Source organism: Nonomuraea sp. NPDC049028, assembly GCF_043197735.1.
Classification (GTDB): domain Bacteria; phylum Actinomycetota; class Actinomycetes; order Streptosporangiales; family Streptosporangiaceae; genus Nonomuraea.
Window position 1 is genome coordinate 419,219 of sequence record NZ_JBICTR010000008.1, and the last position, 18,566, is coordinate 437,784.

Below are 18,566 nucleotides of genomic sequence, written 5' to 3' on the forward strand. Positions count from 1 at the left end.
CATGGGCGACGTCACAACCGCGGGTCGCGCGCTGTTTCCGTGGGACGAGCTGGCCGGCATCTGCCGGGACGATCCCCGTATCCGCTTCTATGTCGATCGAGAATCGCCGCGCGACTCGACCGTACGGCAGCTCGTGGACTGGTCTGAAGTGCTCGCGCAAAGCAGCAGGGATCGGGCGTTTCGCGACGCGACGGCCCTGGACAGCTACACCGAATTCGCCTTGCTCGCCCACGCGAGCACCCAGGCGAGAATGGATTTCGAGGACCTCGCAGCCGAATTCGGACCGACCGCCCTCCGACGGTTCCTGTCGACGAAGGCATCCATCCTCCTGATCGCCGGTCTCTTGCTGCTGGTCACCTCGTGGGCCGGGCTCGTGTTGCTGGCGTGCCAGGTGCTGGCCGTGGCGTTGGTGCCGGTGGCCAGCTTGACCTGGCGCGCCGCCCGCACCACCCACAGTCTGCCGAAACTCCTGATCGCGCTTCTGTCCTTCGTAACGGGCCTGGCCATGCTGGCGGCACCGCCGATGTTCGGGCTGCCGTTCTCGTTCGCCTCGATCCTCCTCATTGGAGGCTTCATCGTCCTTGCATGGATACTGAGCCTCGATCACATCGGCCGGCCGCTGCGCCGCACCCTCAAGATGTACTTGCTGCTCCCTGCCGCCCCCACTCTGGAAAATCGCGCAGAACGGGCACGTCGTCGCTGGCTCGAAGACGCCTTTGAGAACGCGGTCATGCCCGAGCTGATCCAGACAATCAACCGGCTCTTGCAACCCGGGCTTGGCAAGCGACTTCTCGTCCAGGACACCGCGCGACTGCGTGCCATCTATCACGCGGGGCTGCTGGTGCCCACACGGGCGACCCGCCGCGCCCAGGCGGCGCTGCGGCGGTCGGAGGGCGCGAGCATAGCCGTTTCGGGGCTGCGCGGCTCAGGAAAGACCACCCTGCTGCGAGGACTGTGCGCGGGCGAGTCGCAGTTCTCGGTCCTGGTGTCCGCGCCTACACAGTACGTGCCTAAGGAGTTCCTCCTCGAGCTGTTCCAGCGCGTGTGCGCCGCGTACATCAGTGACCAAGGGTTCACGGTCGAGGGCAAAACCATGCTGAAGAAGCGCAAGAGCCTGTTCCGCTACTTGAGAGGCGCCTCCGGGCTCATTTTGCGCGTGGCGCTGTCCTGCATGCTCGCCGGCCTCCTGGCCTGGTCGTTCACCGCCGAACTCGCCCACATGGCGGATTCGGTGACCGGGGCCCTCAATGACGGCTTAGGCGAGTTCCAGGTCTGGTTCGCGCCATGGTGGGCCGATCACCGACTGACCGTCCAGATCTTGCTGCTTTTCCTTCTCTTCGCCACCGTACCGAAGCGGAACTGGCGGCGGCTGTCCTGGCAGTCCGAGCCGGCACTCGTCGCCGAGGCCAGGCGGCACTACCAGCGGCTGCAGGCGGAGCAGACGGCGACTATGCAGGCCAGCGGCAAACTGCCGGTCCTGGAGACCGGATTCAACCGCACCGTGGCGCTGAAGCCCCTGCCCTGGACGATGCCGGAACTTGTTGGCCATCTGTGCCGGTTTCTGGAGGGAGTCACCAAGGCAGAGCAGGCTCGCGGACGCCGGGTGCTGATCTGTATCGACGAAGTCGACCGGATCGGCTCCGCAGAGGAGGCCACCCGCTTCCTCAGTGAGATCAAGGCGGTCTTCGGGTCGCTGCACTGCTATTTCCTCGTGGCCGTCGCCGACGAACTCGGGGCCGCGTTCGCCCGTCGGGTCATCACCGGCCCATCCCATGTCGAGAATGCCTTCGACGAGATCGTCTTACTGGAGCCGATGTCGTTCGAGCTGTCTCGGCAACTGCTGCAGAGGCGTGTCCCAGGTTTCACCGACTCGTTCGTGTGGCTCGACCTGGCCCTGTCCGGCGGCCTGCCTCGTGAGCTCATCCGTGTGGCCCGCAGGCTCGTGGAGGTCAACATCGAATTCGAGTACGAGCTACGCCTCTCTCAGCTTGCCGACCGGCTCGTTCGCGAGGAGATCCACGAGGCGATCAGCGGCACCCGCAGCCAGATAGCCAGGCTGTCGATCGGCCCCGAGTGGGGAGCGGTACTCGACCGGCTCCGCCTGCTTGGTCGCCACTTCGAACCGGACGCCAAGCTCGGCGAGCTCCGGCCCGCGTTGAAAGAGCTTGCCGATCTCCCATCGGAGCTACCATCCGTAACCGATCCGGAGGAAGCACCGATCCGGACGGCAGTAACCGAGTTGTCGGCATTTGCCTTTCTCGGCATGACGATCTGCGACGCATTCACGGATGATTGTTTCGACGCTGACGGCACCCACGGCCCTGTGCGGGACACCGCCGGCCCGTATGCGGAGTTCGCGGTGGCACGGCGCGAGCTCGGTGTGTCGGCCGAGAGCTGCCGGGCGGCGGTCCGGCGGATCCGACTCGCTCTCAATCTTCCGTAACACCTGGCGATTACGCTACTCATCCACTCTGCGCCGTCGCGAAAGTGAAGCAACATGAAGCACCAGCCCTCTCCTCGACCTCTCCGAATACGCAACTCAGGGAGAGCCGCTACAAGCGCCCTCAGGATTACGTGATCGTCCGGAGAGAATCAGAGGGGCCTTACTCATGATTTCTCAGCGTCGCGATCGATGAACGCTCGTAGACCCAGCCGCGTTGCCACGTTGCCCGCGAACCAGGCGAAGAAGTCGCTGTCCGGGTCATGGCCCGCGCGAACCGTCTCGCACCACTCCTCCCGATTGAGCACTGCCAGGTACCGGCGTACGAGGCGGTCTCGCTGTTCGGGGGTGCACCCGAGTCTTTCCGCCGGTTTCTGGGCCAGGTGGTCGGCAATCATGGCGACGTCGACATACCTGTTCACGGTCGCTGTCTGGCGGCTGAGATGACCAACGTACGCGTCCAGGACGATGCGGGCCGGCGGATAGTGCTCCAGGGTCAGGCCCATGCCGCCGCAGTCGGCCATGGTCTTCAGCAGCCGGCCGGTGTGATCGATCAGATCGTCGTCGACATCGGGCCCGGTGATCGCTTCGTGGAGGTGAGCGGAGGTGGCGACCTGGCCGGCGAAGTAGCCGTTGAGGAAGTCGCCGTCGCAGGAGTGACGCAGCAGCCATGGGCGCGCCTTGGACGACGCGCTCCCCCGGCAGAGCGCCTCAATGACGTAGACCCGTCCCCATCCGGCGGCCCTTTGGGCGAGCCACATCAGTGCCTCCTGGCCACCACGATGGCGTCGTCGCAGGGCATCCGCGGCCAATGGACCGAACCAGTTCGACAGCAGCCCAATCGTCTGGATCAGCGGGATGTCCTCTTCCGCCCAATCGACGGCGAGCAACGCCAGCCCCACGACGGCGGAGCGCCGATCGCCGCTGTGGCGTACGAGCCATCGTCCGGTCCGCTGAACACGCTGTGCGTCCGCCCGCAGCGCTGCGGCGGCGATGTGCTCGTTGCGATGGATCGGGACGTCAACATCGTGGAAGGCATCAACGAGTTCGCTGGGCGGTGCATCGGCTCTGGCGAAGTGCGCGTCCAGGATCGCGGCGACATCCACGCCGACCAGCCGTTGATCTTCTGGCACATCTCGCCGGGATCGTCGGCGGTATTGCTCCTCATCGGGGTACGGCTCGCCGTCACGCGGTAGAGGAGAGTTCGGATCTCGCTGGTGCAGGCTCAGCGCGTAGTCGAACAGGCTGATCTGGGGTCCGAGCGGTCCAGGCTCGGTCATCACGCTCACCGGCGGACGAAGGACTCGATTCTCTCGATCATGTTCGGCATGATGCCAGCGCAGACCGGCCAGAGGCAAGGAGTGCCTCCGTCTTCGCCACCGCTCGGGGATCTCGACTTCGTCGCCGGAAGAAGCTCGCCGCTTATGTGGCCATGGTGTGAGCCGGACGGAACTTCCTCCCATGGCATCATGTGCGAGTGATCACGGAAGAGATACCCGCGCCACCTTTCGGACGACTGTTACCTGGCCGGATGGGACGTGCGGCGGTCGTCGGCGTGTTTTCCGCCAGCGGGACGATCGTGGCGATCATTCTGATGTTCATAGTGCTTCCCGATTACTTCCCTCTCACAGAGCTGGCCATGATGTCGCTGCTCGTGGGAATACCGGGCGGTCTCTGCTGGCCGGCGTTTTATCTCTGCGAAATCCGTCCAGCATGGCCTGTCGCCGTCATAGGCATGTTGTTCGTCGGGGCGATATGGCACTTGACGCAGGGCACCGACAAGGACGGCTTCTTGGGAATCTTCTTCTCAGTGCTCCCCTTCCTGGGCGGGTTCGTCGCGTATCCCCTTGCCGTCGTAGTCGCCACGCCCCGGGCTCCGGTGGTGTGGCGGGCAGCGCCGCTGGTGCTGCTCGCCGGAATCTATTGGTTCGCCGCGTAAGCAAATCTCAGGCGTGTACGCGCGCGCCCACGGCCGCGTCACCCGAAAGATGTAGTCCGATCTCCTCAGCGCGCAGGAAGCCTCCGACCTGGCTCTTTATTAGCGTTTCCGGAGAACGGGGGCGCCGCGTCCCTCATGATCGAAAGAGATACGCATGGCCCCCGCCCGCAAGACATTCCTCACCGGTCTGACCGTCTTCGCCGCAGGGCTGGCGCTGTGGTTGTTCGGACTCGACACTGAGATCTTCGTGTTCACACCGACGAAGGTCGGGCTGGTTCTGATGGCCCTCGGCGGTCTGGAGGCTCTGTACGGGCTCTACAAGATCGTACGCGGCGACGGCGCGGAGCCGCGCTGACGCTGTGACCGGCGGCGGCGACGGCCGTGGCGTCGCTATGCAACCTGCCAATGATCAGCCAGGAAACCTCTTCCAGGCGCGTCGCCCCACTGAGCGAGATGCCGTCCTGGCTAGAACAGGACCCTCATTACGCAATACGGGGGTTCGATGCTGAGACGTCAGACGAGACAGGCGGCAGGGGATCGCCGCAGAGCACCAGGTGGCAGACGAGACCGGCCGGTGCGGCCGTCCCGGATCTGGGTGTTGGCGGTAGGGGTTGTCGTCGCAGCGGGGTTGGCGGTGCCCATGGCCGAATCCGCGCCGGCGACCGCCGGCCCACGACTGACCAAGTCCGCGGCGGCGACCGCCGGCCCACGACTGACCAAGTCCGCGGCGGCGACCGCCGACCCACAACTGACCAAGTCCGCGGATCCAGCGCTTCAGGACTTCCTCTACGTGGCCAACAGCGGTTCGGACAACGTGTCGCTGGTCGACACGTTCTACAAGACCGTCACACCCGTCGGTGTCGGCAGAGCTCCCAACCAGGTGGCGATCAACCTGGCCGGCACCCGCCTCTACGTCACCAACAGCACCTCGGCCAACGTGTCGGTGGTGGACACCGAGACCAAGGCCGTCACCACGATCGACGTCGGTCGTTTGCCGAATGGTGTGGCGGTCAACCCGGACGGCACCCGCGTTTACGTCGCCAACAGCGGCTCGGACAACGTGTCAGTGATCGACACCACCGCCACCCCGCCCTCCGTCGCCACGATCGCCGTCGGTCGTTTTCCGACCGGTGTGGCGATCAACCCGGACGGCACCCGCGTCTACGTCACCAACTACGGGTCGAGCAACGTGTCGGTCATCGACACCGCCACCAGCAATGTGACCACCATAGGCGTCAAGCCCTGGCCCAAGAGCGTGGCCGTTACGCCCGGCGGCACCCGCGCCTACGTGACGCACTATGGGGCGGCCAACCCCAATCTCGTGTCGGTGATCGACACCACCACCAGCAAGGTCACTGACACCATCCGCGCCGGCGACCATCCGATCGCGGTGGCGATCGACCCTGCGGGCACCTTCGCCTACGTCGCCAACCACTTCTCGGGCACCGTTTCGGTAATCGACACCGCCACCAACAAGGAGACCACCACCATCCAGGTGGGTCAGTCACCGAGTGGTGTGGCGATCAACACCGCGGGCACGCGCGCCTTCGTCACCAACAACCGGTCGGACACCGTGTCGGTGATCAATACCGCCACCAAAGAGCAGGCCACCACCATCAACGTCGGCCGGTTTCCGATCGGTGTGGCCGTTCTCGACAGACCTGTGGACCGGACCGCCATCGTCTCCCTCGGTGACAGCTACATCTCCGGCGAGGCCGGCCGTTGGAAGGGCAATGCCGTACCGGCGAGCAACCGGGGTGACCGCTGGGGGACCGACCGCGCCGCCTACAACTGCACCTCGATCGGTTTGCGGTGCGGTCACGACGGCCGGCGCGTCTACGGTGAGTCCTTCGACAACGGCTGCAACCGCTCGGATTCGGCCGAGATCCAGAGCGCGGCCATCAACGTGCTGCGCCGGATCAACCTCGCCTGCTCCGGCGCCAGAACCGTCAACGTGATCGGCGCCGACGCGGGCGGAAAATCCTTCAAGGGCGAGCCTCCCCAGGCCGACCAGCTCCGCCAGGCCGCCAAGCGGTACAAGGTCGAGTTGGTGGTCCTGTCCATCGGCGGCAACGACCTCGGCTTCGCCTCCGTCCTTGAGAAATGCGTCAAGAGATGGCAGAAGCAGCATGGGATCGAGCACTGCCACGTGGACCAGGAGCCGGTCTTCCGCGAAGGCCTGGCAAAGACGAAGCCCAAGGTCGAGCAGGCCGTCCAGGAAATCAAGCGGGCCATGACCGATGCCCACTACGCCGATGGCTCCTACCGGCTCGTCCTGCAGTCCTACCCGTCTCCCGTTCCGCTGGGCGACCAGAACCGCTACCACGAGTTCAGCGACTCGCGCTTCAACGTGGGCGGCTGCCCGATGTTCAACGACGACTCCGACTGGGCCCGTAACACCGTCATTCCCGCGATCTCCGACATGCTCAAGGACGTCGCCCGCACCCAGAACGTGGAATTCCTCGACCTGCGCAACCTGTTCGACGGCCACGAGGTCTGCGCCAACCGTGCGCGGCAAGCCACCGCCGCCAACTCTCTTGAGAACCCGCTGCCCGGCGACATCAGTGAATGGACCCGTTTCCTTGTCGTCCTGGAATCCCAGGGCCAGAGTCAGGAATCAATTCACCCCAATTACTACGGTCAGCGGGCCCTCGGCACCTGCCTGACCAAACTTCGGGACCACATGGGAACCGAGAAGAACCACGTCTGCACCGGCACCCCCGGCCGTGCCCCCGAGGAGGTGAGCCTCACCAGTACCAACTGGTGAGCAGGGCTGGGCGGGATCGACACAGCCGATCCCGCCCAGCTCGCCTGCCGGACGGCGAACGCCGGTGGAGGCAGGCTCGCGCTGTCGGACAATGGTCGCCATGGACGAGAACATCCAGGACGAAGCATGGTGGCGGCGGCAAGCCGCCGCACAAGGAGAATGGTGGCGGAAACGGGCGGCAGCCCAGCAGGAGGAGACCCTCCGGCAGAACAACCTGATGTACGGCGGCTTGATCGCCATCGGAGTGGTCTTGGTGCAGCCGTTCCTGACCCCCGGAGGCGCTGCCCTCGATCTGTCCGCCCAGATCTGTGTGGTCGCTTTCTCCTTGGCCATCCCCCTCTTGTCCGCTCTTATCGTGTTGAACCGGCATGAGACCTATCGTCGGCGCTCGACAAGCTCCGTTTTCGTGCTGGTGGCGCAGCAGGCCGCGCTCGGGCTCGGGTACGTCGGGGTGGTCGCCGGTTTCTGGCACATCATGACGATCGCCGGGATCGCGATCCTGAGTGCCACGGTCTTGGGCGTGGCCGTGCATTCCGCGGGTTATGTGCAGGTGGAGGAAGAAGACGCCAAAGCCACACCAGGTGCGGAGCAACCACCCAAGCGCCATGATGACCACATGAGCGAAGTACTCAGATATACCGCTTTCACCACCACTCCCACCGGCGGCAACCCCGCCGGAGTGGTCTTGGATGCCCGGGAGTTGTCAGACGCGGAGATGCTCGCCATCGCCGCCGAACTCGGCTACTCCGAGACCGCCTTCCTGCACCCCACGGGCGAGCGCCAGTACCGGATCCAGTACTTCAGCCCTCTGGCCGAGGTCGCCTTCTGCGGCCACGCGACGATCGCCGCCTCGGTCGCGCTCGGCGAGCGGATCGGCCCCGGAACCGTGAACCTCACCACCCAGGCGGGCCCGGTCCCGGTGGACATCGCCGCGGATCCGACCGGTGAGATCACCGCCACTCTGACCAGTCCGCCGACCTCCACCCGCCAAGCCTCCGAAGAGGAGGTACGGCCCGTGCTCGCCGCACTGGGCTGGTCGGCCGACGACCTGGACCCCGCTTACCCGGCCCACGTCGCCAACGCCGGCAACGACCATCTCGTCCTGGCCGCGGCCAGCCGGAGCCGCCTGGCCGATCTCGACTACGACTTCGAGGCCTTGGGCAAGATCATGGCTGACTTGGGTTGGACCACCGTCCACCTCTTCTGGCCCGAATCCCCCACCGTCTACCACGCCCGCGACCCGTTCCCACCCGGCGGCGTCGTCGAGGACCCCGCCACCGGCGCCGCGGCCGCCGCCTTCACCGGCTATCTGCGTACGCTGGGACGCCTCGAAGATGGCACCGTTCTCACCATTCACCAGGGCGTCGACATGGGGCGGCCCAGCCTCCTGACCTGTAGCACCATTCCCGGCGACTCTCGCGTCACGGTCTCCGGCACCGCGGTGCCCATCCAGTAACTGACTGATCACTCGGGATCTGGGGCAGCCGTCCCGAGTTCCCGGCGCAGCCGGGCCGGGTCGACCTCGGTCACGGCTGTCTTCCCGTCCAGCTCCCAGCCCTTCCCGTACGCCGTGGCGAAGGCCTCCTCGCCCAGCGCGGCCCGCCCTCGGCGGGTGAGCTCGCGGACCTGCTGGTCGGTGCGGTCGTGCGTGCCGCGCAGCCGGGAGGCGACGCCGAGCAGGACGGCCGACTCGTGATGCCGCCCGCGCGCCTGGGCGAGCGCGGCCGCGTTCACCGCCCCCAGTGACAGGATCGGCAGGTCCCGGGCGTCCAGCGCCGCCGCGTACGCCTTCGCCAGCATCTTCTCCGCGCCGGCCAGGTCGCCCAGCTCCAGGCAGAGCGCGGCCCGTACGCTGCCGGCCAGCGCCCGCGCGTGGTCACCGGGGAACGTGGTGTCACCGAGCAGAGCTCGTTCGGCGTCGTCGAGCAGGTCCCGCGCCCGGTCCAGGTCGCCGCGCCGCACCCGGAAGGCGGCCTCCCACGCGTCGACCAGGGCCGACAGCTCCGGCGAGGCCGCGCGCAGCGCCAGCTCCCGGGCCGAGCCGACCATCGCGATCGTCGAGTCGGTGTCGCCGCGCCGCAGGTGCAGGTCGATCCAGCGCAGGTGGAGAAACACCTCGTCGCTGAGGCTGAGCGAGCCGAACTCGCCGGCCAGCGACTGCGCCTCGCGCAGGTCGGCCAGCGCGCCGTCGAGGTCGTCGTCGTACTGCCGCTGCTGGGCGCGCATCGGCAGCACGGTGGCCTGGCCCCAGCGGTCGTCGGCCTGCCGGAAGCAGGCCAGGGCCGCCTCCACGTCGGCGCGCATGGTGTCGAACTCGCCCGCGTTCTCGGCGAACTGGGCGCGGAACATGCGGGCCAGCCCCGACAGCCACACGTCGTCGCCGTCGGCCAGGCGCGCGATCTTCGCGTACACGGTCTCCTCCTCCTGGAGGAACGCGAGTGTGAGCGCGGTGAGCGCGCCGCACGGGCCCGGCAGTTCCGGGTACGCGAGCAGCCGGTCGGCCAGCTCGCGCAGCCGCGCCTGGTCGTCCGCGACCTCCTCGGCGGTCAGCCCCGGCCGGGTGTCGGCCCGGTTGATCAGGTGGATCGCGTGGGCGCAGTCGCGGCCGGGCGTCGGCTCGCCGCCGCCGGGCACGGCCAGCGCCTCGCCCAGCCAGTAGGTCGCGTCGGGGTGCCGGCCGAACATCTGCCAGTACCAGGTCAGGTTCAGGGCGAGAGCGACCGCGGCGGTGGCGTCGCCGGTGTCGCACCGTCGGCGCAGGGCGGCCAGCGCGTTGTCGTACTCGGCGCTGATGACCCGGATGGCCGTCAGCTGGCCGGGCCCGCGCAGCCGCGGGTCGTACCGGGCCATCAGCTCGGCGAAGTGGCCGGCGGCCAGGTCGCGGACGGTGCCGAGGTCGCCCGTCTCGGCCAGGCGGTCGGTGCCGTACTCGCGCAGCGTCTCCAGCATGCGGTAGCGGCCCGGGTCGGGCGCGAGCTGCAACAGTGACCGGTCGACCAGGCCGGCGAGCAGCTCGGGGATCTCGGCGGCCGGCACCGCGGTGCCGGCGCAGAGCGCGGTGGCCGAGGCCGGCGTGACGCCGCCGGGCAGGATCGAGACGCGTTCGGCGACCGTACGCTCGTGCTCGCTCAGCAGTTGCCAGCTCCAGGCGATGACCGCGCGCAGCGTGCGGTGCCGGGGCAGCGCGGTACGGCTGCCGGTGGTGAGCAGCCGGAACCGGTCGGACAGCCCGTCGGCCAGCTCGGGCAACGACAGCGTCCGCAGCCGGGCGGCGGCCAGCTCCAGCGCCAGGGGCATCCCGTCCAGGCCGCGGACCACCCGCCGGACCTCGGGCAGCGTCGTGTCGTCCACGTCGAAGCCCGGGCGTACGGCCGCCGCCCGCTCGGTGAACAGGCGTACCGACGCCGCCCGCCGGGCCTGCTCGACGCCGTCGTCCGGGCCGGGCAGCGCGAGCGGGCCGAGCGGCACCAGCGCCTCGCCGTCGACCGCGAGAGGTTCGCGGCTGGTGGCGAGTACGCGCAGCTCAGGGCAGCGGGACAGCAGCGCCGCGACCAGGTGGGCCACGGCGTCGACAAGGTGCTCGCAGTTGTCGACCAGCAACAGGATCTCCCGGCCGCCGAGCCGGTCGGTGAGCACGTCCAGCTCGTCGCCCTCGACCCGCGTCCGGGCCTCGAACAGCGCGCCGCCGCGCAGCCCGATCCCGGCGAGCACGGCCGCGCCGACTTTGGCCGGCTCGGTGACCGAGGCGAGGTCGATCAGCCAGGCGCCGTCGCGGTAGTCGTGGCGGTGGCGGCGGGCGGCCTCGACGGCGAGGCGCGTCTTGCCGGCGCCACCGGGACCGAGCACGGTGACCAGGCGCCCGGTGGCGAGCAGCGTGTCGATCCGGGCGAGGTCGTCGTCGCGCCCGATGAAGCTGGTCAGCGGCGCGGGCAGGTTGCTCGGCCCGGTCGGCGGCGCGGGCAGGTTGCTCGGCCCGGTCGGCGCGGTGTCGGCGGCCGGGGCGGGCCGCTCGGCGCGCAGCAGGCGCAGGTGGCGTTCGTGCAGGGCGGTGCCCGGGTCGGTGCCGAGGGCGTCGGCCAGGGCTTCGCGGACCCGCTCGTACAGGGCCAGAGCGTCGGCCTGGCGGCCCTGGGCGGCGAGCGCGTCCATGAGCAGCGCGGCCGCCCGTTCGTGGACGGGGTGCTCGGCGAGCAGGGCGGTCAGGCGGGCGGCGGCCGCGTCGGCACGGCCCAGGGACAGCTCGGCGTCGGCGAGGTCGGCGACGGCCTCGATCGAGGCGTGCGCCAGCCAGGTCGCGACGGTGGGCGCGACCGCGGCGACGACTGTGGGCTCGGTTCCGGGACGGTCGCCCCACAGCGCCACGGCCTCGCCGAGCACGGCCGCCGCGGCATGGGGGTCGTCGGCGCGCAGGCGGTCACGACCGGCGGCGGCGAGCTGCTCGAAGCGCAGCGCGTCCACATCGGCCGCGTCCACGTTCAGCCGGTAGCCGCCCGCGACCTGCGCGACGTCGCCGGCCGAGCCGATAGACCGGCGCAGTCGCGAGACGAGGGCCTGCAAGGCATGGGCGGGGTCGGCCGGAGGGTCATCGGCCCAGATCGCGTCGATCAGGACGCCCTGCTCGACCGCGCGCCCGCCGGCCAGCGCCAGCCGTACGACCAGGCCCTGCGACCGCGCGCCGGGAACGGGCAGGGCGGCGTCACCGCGAGACACCTGAAAGGCGCCGAGCAGCGTGACGCGAAGCCTCGCATCCCCGTCCATCTTCCGAATCTTCGCGCGCGTGCCGACGAGTGTCCAAATCAGGATTTGTCCTCGTGTGAGCGCCGTGTGTGCCCCGTGTGAGCGGCCCGCGTCAGTCTTCGTATGCCTCGGAGAACGTCGGGGGCGCGCGGAAGGACTGCGCAAAACGCTCTGGAATAGCGTTCCAATAAGTTGCGGAAAGGGGGCTTCCGTGCACGATGTAGTGATCGTGGGCGCCGGCCCGGTTGGTCTGTTCCTTGCCTGCGAGCTTGGTCTCGCGGGCTGCTCTGTCCTGGTGCTTGAGCGGGAGCCGGAGCCCGGCTCCCCGTGGAAGGCGGACCCCCTCGGAATGCGGGGCCTGTCCGCCGCGTCGGTGGAGGCGTTCTATCGCCGGGGGATGCTGCACGCGCTGCTGACGGCCTCAGGCGTCCCTTCCGGCGGGAACCCCGACACGGACGAGCCGTCACCCCCTCGTGGCGTGGGCCACTTCGCCGGCATGATGCTCGATCCGGCCAAGGTCGACGTCGCCGCCCTGCCGTTCCGGCTGCCCAGCCCGGCGATGGACGGCGTGATGACGAACCTCGAAGCGGTCGAGGCGGTGCTGTCCGAGTGGGCGGCCAAGCTCGGCGTGGAGGTCAGGCGCGGCGTCACGGTCTCAGCCATCGCGCGGACCGATGAGAGCGTGGTCGCACGAGCCGGCGAGCACGAGTACGCGGCGCGCTGGCTCGTCGGCTGCGACGGCGGACGCAGCGCGGTGCGCGGGCTCGCGGGCTTCGACTTCGTCGGCACCGAGCCGCAGTTCACCGGCTATGTCGTGCTCGCCACCATCGCCGATCCCGAGAAGCTGCGCCCCGGATTCAACCTGACGCCGACCGGCATGTACCTCCGGACAGCCGCGGAAGGGTACATCGGCATGCTGGACTTCGACGGCGGCACGTTCGATCGCTCGCGGCCGCCGACTCGCGACCATCTCCAGGCGGTTCTGCGCCGGGTGTCCGGCACCGACGTGACGCTGAGCGACGTCCATCTCGCTTCAAGCTTCACCGATCGGGCGATGCAGACGACGACGTACCGGCAGGGACGCGTCCTGCTCGCGGGCGACGCCGCTCACATCCACTCTCCCCTTGGGGCGCAGGGACTCAACCTCGGCCTCGGCGACGCCTTGAACCTGGGCTGGAAGCTCGCGGCGACCGTGCAGGGGTACGCGCCGGACGGGCTGCTCGACACCTACACCCGCGAGCGCCATCCGATCGGCGCCTGGGTGCTCGACTGGACGCGCGCCCAGGCGGCGGTCATGCGGCCGGACCCGCATGCCCAGGCGATCCAAGGAGTGGTCCGCGACCTGCTCGGGACCCGTGACGGAACGACGTACGTGTTCGAGAAGACATCGGGATCGTCGCTCCGTTACGACCTCGGCAGCGAGCAGCAGTCGCTGGTCGGCCGCAATGCCCCGGACCTTCGTCTTGAGGACGGCACTCGCCTCGGCGAACTGATGCGGGACGGACGAGGCGTCGCGCTCGATTTCAGCACCGACCGGCGCCTGCACGATTCAGCGAGGGGCTGGGAAAGCCGGATGCGGTATGTAGCCGGTCCGGCGAGAAACGACCTCGGATTCGGGGCCCTGCTTGTCCGGCCCGACGGCATAGTCGCCTGGGCCGGTGATCGCGCCCCTGATCGTGACGCGTTCGAGCGGGCCGCCGGCCATTGGTTCGGTAGCCCGGCGATTTAACGCCGCACTCCCCCGAAATGAAATTTCCTCTCCTCAACCGAGACTCAGGAACACACATGACGATCACCCTCCGACCCGGAAGCACCGTAATGTTCACCGGCGATTCGGTCACCGACTGCCAACGACTGGAGAGCGAGGACGGCCTCGGCTTCGGCTACCCCCTGCGCGTCGCGGGCGAGTGGGGACTGCGGCACCCGGACCGGCCCGTGACCTGGCTGAACTCCGCGATCGCCGGCAACAAGGTGATGGACCTCGAAGCCCGCTGGCAGGCGGACGTGCTCGACGCGCGCCCGGACGTGGTGTCGATCCTCGTCGGCGGCAACGACGTGGCCTGGCACACGTACGACCCGGACGGCTACGTGATCTCCACGGAGGAGTACGCGGCAGGCTACGACCGCCTGCTCGCGCCCCTCGCCGCGGCCGGCGTCGAGCTGATCCTCATCGAGACGTCCCTTCTGCCGATCAGCGGCCTCGTCGAGGTCGGCGACGTGCACATCGGCGAGAAGGAGCGGAAGGAGTGGCGGGCCGACCTGGACCCGAAGAACCAGGTCGTCCGCGAACTCGCCCGCAAGTACGGCGCGCACCTGCTCGCCGCCGACGGCATGTTCGCCGAGCTCGCCGCGACGACCGGTCCGGAGTACTGGGCCGCGGACGGCGCGCACCCGACACCGGCCGGTCACGCCGCACTCGCGGCTGCCTGGCTGCGCCTGGTCGCGTGACCGGACCTCGTCGACGGTAATTCGCGCATCACCGCCCGATCTTTATCTCTGCGCGACCGCAGAGATAAAGATCGGGCTTAACCTTTGCCTAGTGATCGGTGATCTGCTCGACATCGTGTTGGTCGCTCTGGTGATCGCCTTCGGCTTCTCCGGATATCGCCAAGGGTTCGTCGTCGGGGCGGCCGGCTTCATCGGTTTCATCGGCGGATGTGTGTTCGGGATTAATCTCGCGCCGCCCATCGCGGGCGCGGTTGTGGACGGAGACGTCCCGCAGTTATTACTGGCCCTCGTAATCGTGCTTCTGGCCGCGATGATCGGTCAGTTCATCACATCTACCGTGGGGGCGGTATTGCGTTCCCATCTGCGGGACGAACCTGCCCGGAGGCTGGACGCGGTGGGCGGAATGCTGGTCGCCGCCTTTTCGGTGCTGGTCATCGCCTGGCTGGTCGGAAGCCTGCTGGTATCCACCTCGCTGGTGCCGGTCGTGGAACAGATTCGTGGCTCACTGCTCTTGGCCACGGTCGATCAGGCGGTCCCGGACGCGGCGCGCGACTGGCAGAAACCGTTCAAGCAGTTCATCGACCGGTCCGGCTTCCCGCCGGTGCTGGACGTGATCGCCGGCCAGCCGCTCATCGACGTTCCACCGCCGAGCGCGGCAGTGCTGAAGAGCCCCGCGTTACAGCAGTCGCGGGCCGGGATCGTGCAGGTGCAGGGGACGGCGAGCTCGTGCCGCAAGCGCATCACCGGCTCAGGATTCGTGTACGCGCCCGATCACATCATGACCAACGCGCACGTGGTCGCGGGGGTGGACGCGGAGTTGCAGATCATCGATCACGAGCAGCGCCCTCACCCAGCGGTGGTGGTTCTGTACGACCCGCGACGGGACGTGGCGGTCCTGCACGTACCGGGCCTCGGACTGCCGCACCTGACCTTCGACGGCGAGGCGGACAAGGGCGAGGACGCCATCATCGCGGGCTACCCCCAGGGCCGCGGGTTCACTCCGCAGCCGGCCCGGGTCGCGGCGCGGCAGAGCGCCTCCATCCCCGACATTTACCGAGGGCCCGAGGTGACGCGGGAGGTGTACCTCATTCGGGGCAAGGTCGAGCACGGCGACTCGGGCGGTCCCCTGCTGGCCACCGACGGGCGGGTGCTGGGCGTGGCCTTCGCCGCCGTCACCAGCCAGGAGGACATCGGTTACGTACTGACCGCCAGCGAAGTCGCCGCCGACGCCCGCGAGGCCGCGACCGCCACCAAGCCCGTCAGCACTCAGGTCTGCGACTGATCCCAGGGCGGACCATGGCCTCACAAGCCCAAGCGCTCGGCGCTCGGGCCGCACAGGCCCGAGCGCCGAGTCAGAATGAGGCGGAAGCGGCTGCGTCGCCGGATCTCAGGGCCGCCTCGACGATGCAGAGCGCCTCGGTCTCGTCGATGCCGACGCTCGCCACGACGGCCGCGTAGTCGGCGGCGGCCTGGCGGGCTCGTTCGCGGGCCTCCTCCCCCGCCGCGGACACAAACGACCCGGCCCGCCCCCGGGTCTCGATCAGCCCGGCCTCCTCAAGCTCCCGGTAGGCCCGGCCGACCGTGTTGACGGCCAGGCCAAGGTCGGCCGCGAGCCGGCGGATGGTCGGCAGCCGGGAGCCCACGGCCAGCGTACGGTCGTGGATCTGCCGGGCGAGCTGGGCCCGCAGCTGCTCGAACGGCGGCACCGGCGAGCCCGCGTCGATGACGATCATTCGACGCCGACCACGTGCCGCGCTGTGTCCGCGCACGACGGCGTCCTGGCATGGGCGGCGATGATGGCGGCGAGACCCAGCACCATGAAGCCTAGTGAGGCGGCGGTCCACCAGCCGGGCGCGGACCCGGACAGCAACACCACCGGCAACCCCAACAGCACGCTCGGCGCGTTGCTATCGCGCGCGTCCTCGATGCGCATGATGACGTCGGCCGTCAGCGACACCTCGTCCTCGGCCACGACCGGCCGGGCCAGCACCTCGCGCAGCTGCAGGGCCAAGCCGAGGCCGGCCCCGGCCACGGCGATCAGCAGCACGACAGCCATGTACCGCACTCTGCCCTCATCGACGGCCAGTGCGCTCACCCCCAGCGCGAACGCACCGGCGAAGATGCCGGCCACCAGCACGGCGTACCTCCTTCCAAGGAGGGTCCGCCAGCCGAGCTGCACCGGATGGGCCACTCGCCGCGCCAGCGCCGCCCCGGCCTGCCGGTCGACACGCCGTACCCAGGCGTCAAGCAGCATCCGGGCCAGCACCAGCCCGATGATCAACACGCTCAGGGCCAGCACCAGCGTCGGCCGCGCCGGCCAAAGTCCGCCGGATGCGGCAGTGGCCATCAGGTCAGTGGCCTGTGCCAGCGCGGCCGCGATATACAGCGCGGCCAGTAGGACACTGCCCATTAGCCGCGCCCGCCGCCGTACCGCCAGTCGCGTGGTCAGCAACGGTGTCGGTGGGCCGTCGCCGAGGCCGTGCTGCCGCAGCCAGGTCTCCGTGAGTCGGACCTCCGCCGGCCGCGGGCCGGCGCCCGGCATGGAACTGTTCGCCATACCGTCTCCTTTGTCGCAAGGTTTGTATCAACATGTTGCGTCATGGCTTGCGACAAAGTCAACAGGGTCGACGGCGCTCGAGATTTTTGGTTTTGCGGCGAAATGGCACGGCCGCATCCACCAATGAAGAGGGTGTTCGCATCCCGTATCGAGTGAAGGACGTCACGATGGGACCCGCCCGTGCCAGATGACACCGACAGGTTCGAAGCCGTGTATAGGGCGACCTATGACCAGGTCATCGCCTACGCCGGACGCCGCTGCGATTCCCCGCAAGACGCGGCGGACGTGGTCGCCGAGACCTTCACCATCGTCTGGCGCAAGATGGACGAGTTGCCTCCAGGTGCGGAGGCGAGGCTCTGGGTGTACGGAGTAGCACGCAACGTGCTGGCCGACCATCGCCGCCGCGCGCTTCGGCACCAGTCGCGCCACCGGGAACTCGACACGGAGATGGCCGATCTCTATGGCGATCCCGCTGACCACAACGTCGAGCTGAACGCGATCGCCCAGGCGTTCAGCACGCTTTCCGACGACGACCGTGAGCTCCTCTCGCTGGTCGCGTGGGAGGGCCTGGGCCGCAAAGAGATCGCCACGATGCTGGGGCTTTCCCGCAACGCCGTACGCATCCGGCTGTACCGAGCCCGCAAACGCTTTTCCCTCGCGCTCGACGAAGCCGATGTCCGATTCACATCAGCCAGCGCCGCTATTCCGGCAGGGAGACCGCTTTGAAGAGCATTGATGAGATCAACGAGCTGCTGAAGCCGCTAGCCCGGATCGGGCCAGACGAAGCGGGCGAACGTGCCAGCGGCACCCGCGCACAGGCATTGTTCACGGACATCATCGCCCAGGAGCGGGACCCGGCGACGACGAGGGCCCCGCGACGCCTGCGCACCCGGCACCGGGCTCGTCGCACGCTGCTCGGACTCGCCGCCTCCGTCGTCCTCGCCTTCGGCGCCGTCCTCGGACCGAGCCTGCTGGGATACAGCGGCGGTACCGCGATCTCCTACGCCAACTCCGCGGTGGAGATCCGGGAAGAGGCGGACACCTATGTCGCCCGGATCAAGGACCCCTACGCGGATCAGCGGAAGTTCTCGGAGGCGTTCCGGGCGCTTGGCCTCAACGTCGAGCTCAAGGTGATCCCGGTCTCCCCGGCCTCGGTGGGCAAGATCGTGAGGATTCAAGGGGGTGGGCCCTTCTGGGTCCGCAGGGAACCGGAAGGCTGCGATTTGGCCGACAGCGACTGCTTCATGGTCGTGACCGTTCCCGCGGCGCTCAAGGGCACCTCCGACGTGATGCGTTTCGACTTGGGACGGCCGGCCAAGCCAGGCGAGTCCTATGCGAACGAATGGCAGTCGGCCAGTCGCACCGGAGAACAACTGGCCGGGGCCAAGGTGAGCGGCCAGACCGTCGATGACGTGCTGGCCGAAGTGCGGAAGCGCGGCTTGACCGCCGAGTTCAGCCTTGTCTCCGTCGATGACGGCGGGTACCAGCTCAAGCCGCTGGCGGCGGACCAGGTCGGCGCCAACTGGATCGTCTACAACGTCGCGTCGGTACGCCCCGGCGTGGTCCGGCTGCAGGTCACCGCCGAGCGCGAGCCCGCCCTCGAATACGAGCGGGACTGAGCAGGGTCGAGCGGCCCACCGACCGGGGGGCCACTCGGCGTGCGTCGCGGCGGCGCTGG

General features: G+C 68.6%; 14 protein-coding genes. 10 read left to right on the forward strand and 4 right to left on the reverse strand.

Annotated elements, in window-relative coordinates:
• Position 1 precedes the first annotated feature (1 nt).
• Positions 2–2,443, forward strand: a complete 2,442-nt coding sequence (locus ACGFJ2_RS32470; RefSeq protein ID WP_393474730.1) for a hypothetical protein — start codon at positions 2–4, stop codon at positions 2,441–2,443.
• 164 nt (positions 2,444–2,607) lie between these two features.
• Here ACGFJ2_RS32470 and ACGFJ2_RS32475 read toward each other — a convergent pair whose 3' ends face one another.
• Positions 2,608–3,546 carry a hypothetical protein gene (locus ACGFJ2_RS32475; protein ID WP_393474733.1) on the reverse strand — a complete coding sequence of 313 codons (939 nt, stop codon included), beginning with the start codon at positions 3,544–3,546 and terminating at the stop codon, positions 2,608–2,610.
• Between the two features lie 371 nt (positions 3,547–3,917).
• Between ACGFJ2_RS32475 and ACGFJ2_RS32480 the strand changes: the two genes are divergently transcribed.
• The 4 genes from ACGFJ2_RS32480 (at position 3,918) to ACGFJ2_RS32495 (ending at position 8,602) form a co-directional block, all read left to right on the forward strand.
• Entirely contained in the window at positions 3,918–4,379 is a 462-nt protein-coding gene (locus ACGFJ2_RS32480; protein ID WP_393474736.1) for a hypothetical protein, read from the forward strand.
• Positions 4,380–4,533: 154 nt separating this feature from the next.
• Positions 4,534–4,734: a DUF5708 family protein gene (locus ACGFJ2_RS32485; protein ID WP_357958197.1), complete on the forward strand. Its 201-nt coding sequence runs from the start codon at positions 4,534–4,536 to the stop codon at positions 4,732–4,734.
• 285 nt (positions 4,735–5,019) lie between these two features.
• Positions 5,020–7,146 carry a beta-propeller fold lactonase family protein gene (locus tag ACGFJ2_RS32490; protein ID WP_393474739.1) on the forward strand — a complete coding sequence of 709 codons (2,127 nt, stop codon included), beginning with the start codon at positions 5,020–5,022 and terminating at the stop codon, positions 7,144–7,146.
• Between the two features lie 100 nt (positions 7,147–7,246).
• Entirely contained in the window at positions 7,247–8,602 is a 1,356-nt protein-coding gene (locus ACGFJ2_RS32495; RefSeq protein ID WP_357958201.1) for a PhzF family phenazine biosynthesis isomerase, read from the forward strand.
• A gap of 8 nt (positions 8,603–8,610) precedes the next feature.
• Here the strand turns inward: ACGFJ2_RS32495 and ACGFJ2_RS32500 are convergent, their stop codons facing one another.
• The gene (locus tag ACGFJ2_RS32500) at positions 8,611–11,904 is read right to left on the reverse strand and encodes a BTAD domain-containing putative transcriptional regulator (RefSeq protein WP_393474742.1); all 3,294 of its coding nucleotides are present in this window, start codon (positions 11,902–11,904) and stop codon (positions 8,611–8,613) included.
• Positions 11,905–12,094: 190 nt separating this feature from the next.
• Here ACGFJ2_RS32500 and ACGFJ2_RS32505 point away from each other — a divergent pair, with 190 nt between their 5' ends.
• From ACGFJ2_RS32505 to ACGFJ2_RS32515, 3 genes are all read left to right on the forward strand, one after another.
• Complete coding sequence (locus ACGFJ2_RS32505; protein WP_393474745.1) at positions 12,095–13,612, forward strand: FAD-dependent oxidoreductase; 1,518 nt, start codon at positions 12,095–12,097, stop codon at positions 13,610–13,612.
• Between the two features lie 56 nt (positions 13,613–13,668).
• Complete coding sequence (locus ACGFJ2_RS32510) at positions 13,669–14,331, forward strand: GDSL-type esterase/lipase family protein (protein WP_357958207.1); 663 nt, start codon at positions 13,669–13,671, stop codon at positions 14,329–14,331.
• A gap of 91 nt (positions 14,332–14,422) precedes the next feature.
• Positions 14,423–15,613, forward strand: a complete 1,191-nt coding sequence (locus ACGFJ2_RS32515) for a MarP family serine protease (protein ID WP_393474748.1) — start codon at positions 14,423–14,425, stop codon at positions 15,611–15,613.
• 70 nt (positions 15,614–15,683) lie between these two features.
• Here the strand turns inward: ACGFJ2_RS32515 and ACGFJ2_RS32520 are convergent, their stop codons facing one another.
• Together ACGFJ2_RS32520 and ACGFJ2_RS32525 are read right to left on the reverse strand one after the other, a co-directional pair.
• The gene (locus ACGFJ2_RS32520) at positions 15,684–16,064 is read right to left on the reverse strand and encodes a GntR family transcriptional regulator (protein ID WP_357958213.1); all 381 of its coding nucleotides are present in this window, start codon (positions 16,062–16,064) and stop codon (positions 15,684–15,686) included.
• The gene (locus ACGFJ2_RS32525; RefSeq protein ID WP_358185687.1) at positions 16,061–16,888 is read right to left on the reverse strand and encodes a hypothetical protein; all 828 of its coding nucleotides are present in this window, start codon (positions 16,886–16,888) and stop codon (positions 16,061–16,063) included. Before ACGFJ2_RS32525 ends, ACGFJ2_RS32520 begins: the two co-directional genes overlap by 4 nt.
• Before the next feature lie 180 nt (positions 16,889–17,068).
• Between ACGFJ2_RS32525 and ACGFJ2_RS32530 the strand changes: the two genes are divergently transcribed.
• Positions 17,069–17,614: an RNA polymerase sigma factor gene (locus ACGFJ2_RS32530; protein WP_393474752.1), complete on the forward strand. Its 546-nt coding sequence runs from the start codon at positions 17,069–17,071 to the stop codon at positions 17,612–17,614.
• Positions 17,611–18,507 carry a hypothetical protein gene (locus ACGFJ2_RS32535; protein WP_393474755.1) on the forward strand — a complete coding sequence of 299 codons (897 nt, stop codon included), beginning with the start codon at positions 17,611–17,613 and terminating at the stop codon, positions 18,505–18,507. The genes ACGFJ2_RS32530 and ACGFJ2_RS32535 overlap by 4 nt, the downstream gene beginning before the upstream one ends.
• The last annotated feature ends 59 nt before the right edge of the window (positions 18,508–18,566 follow it).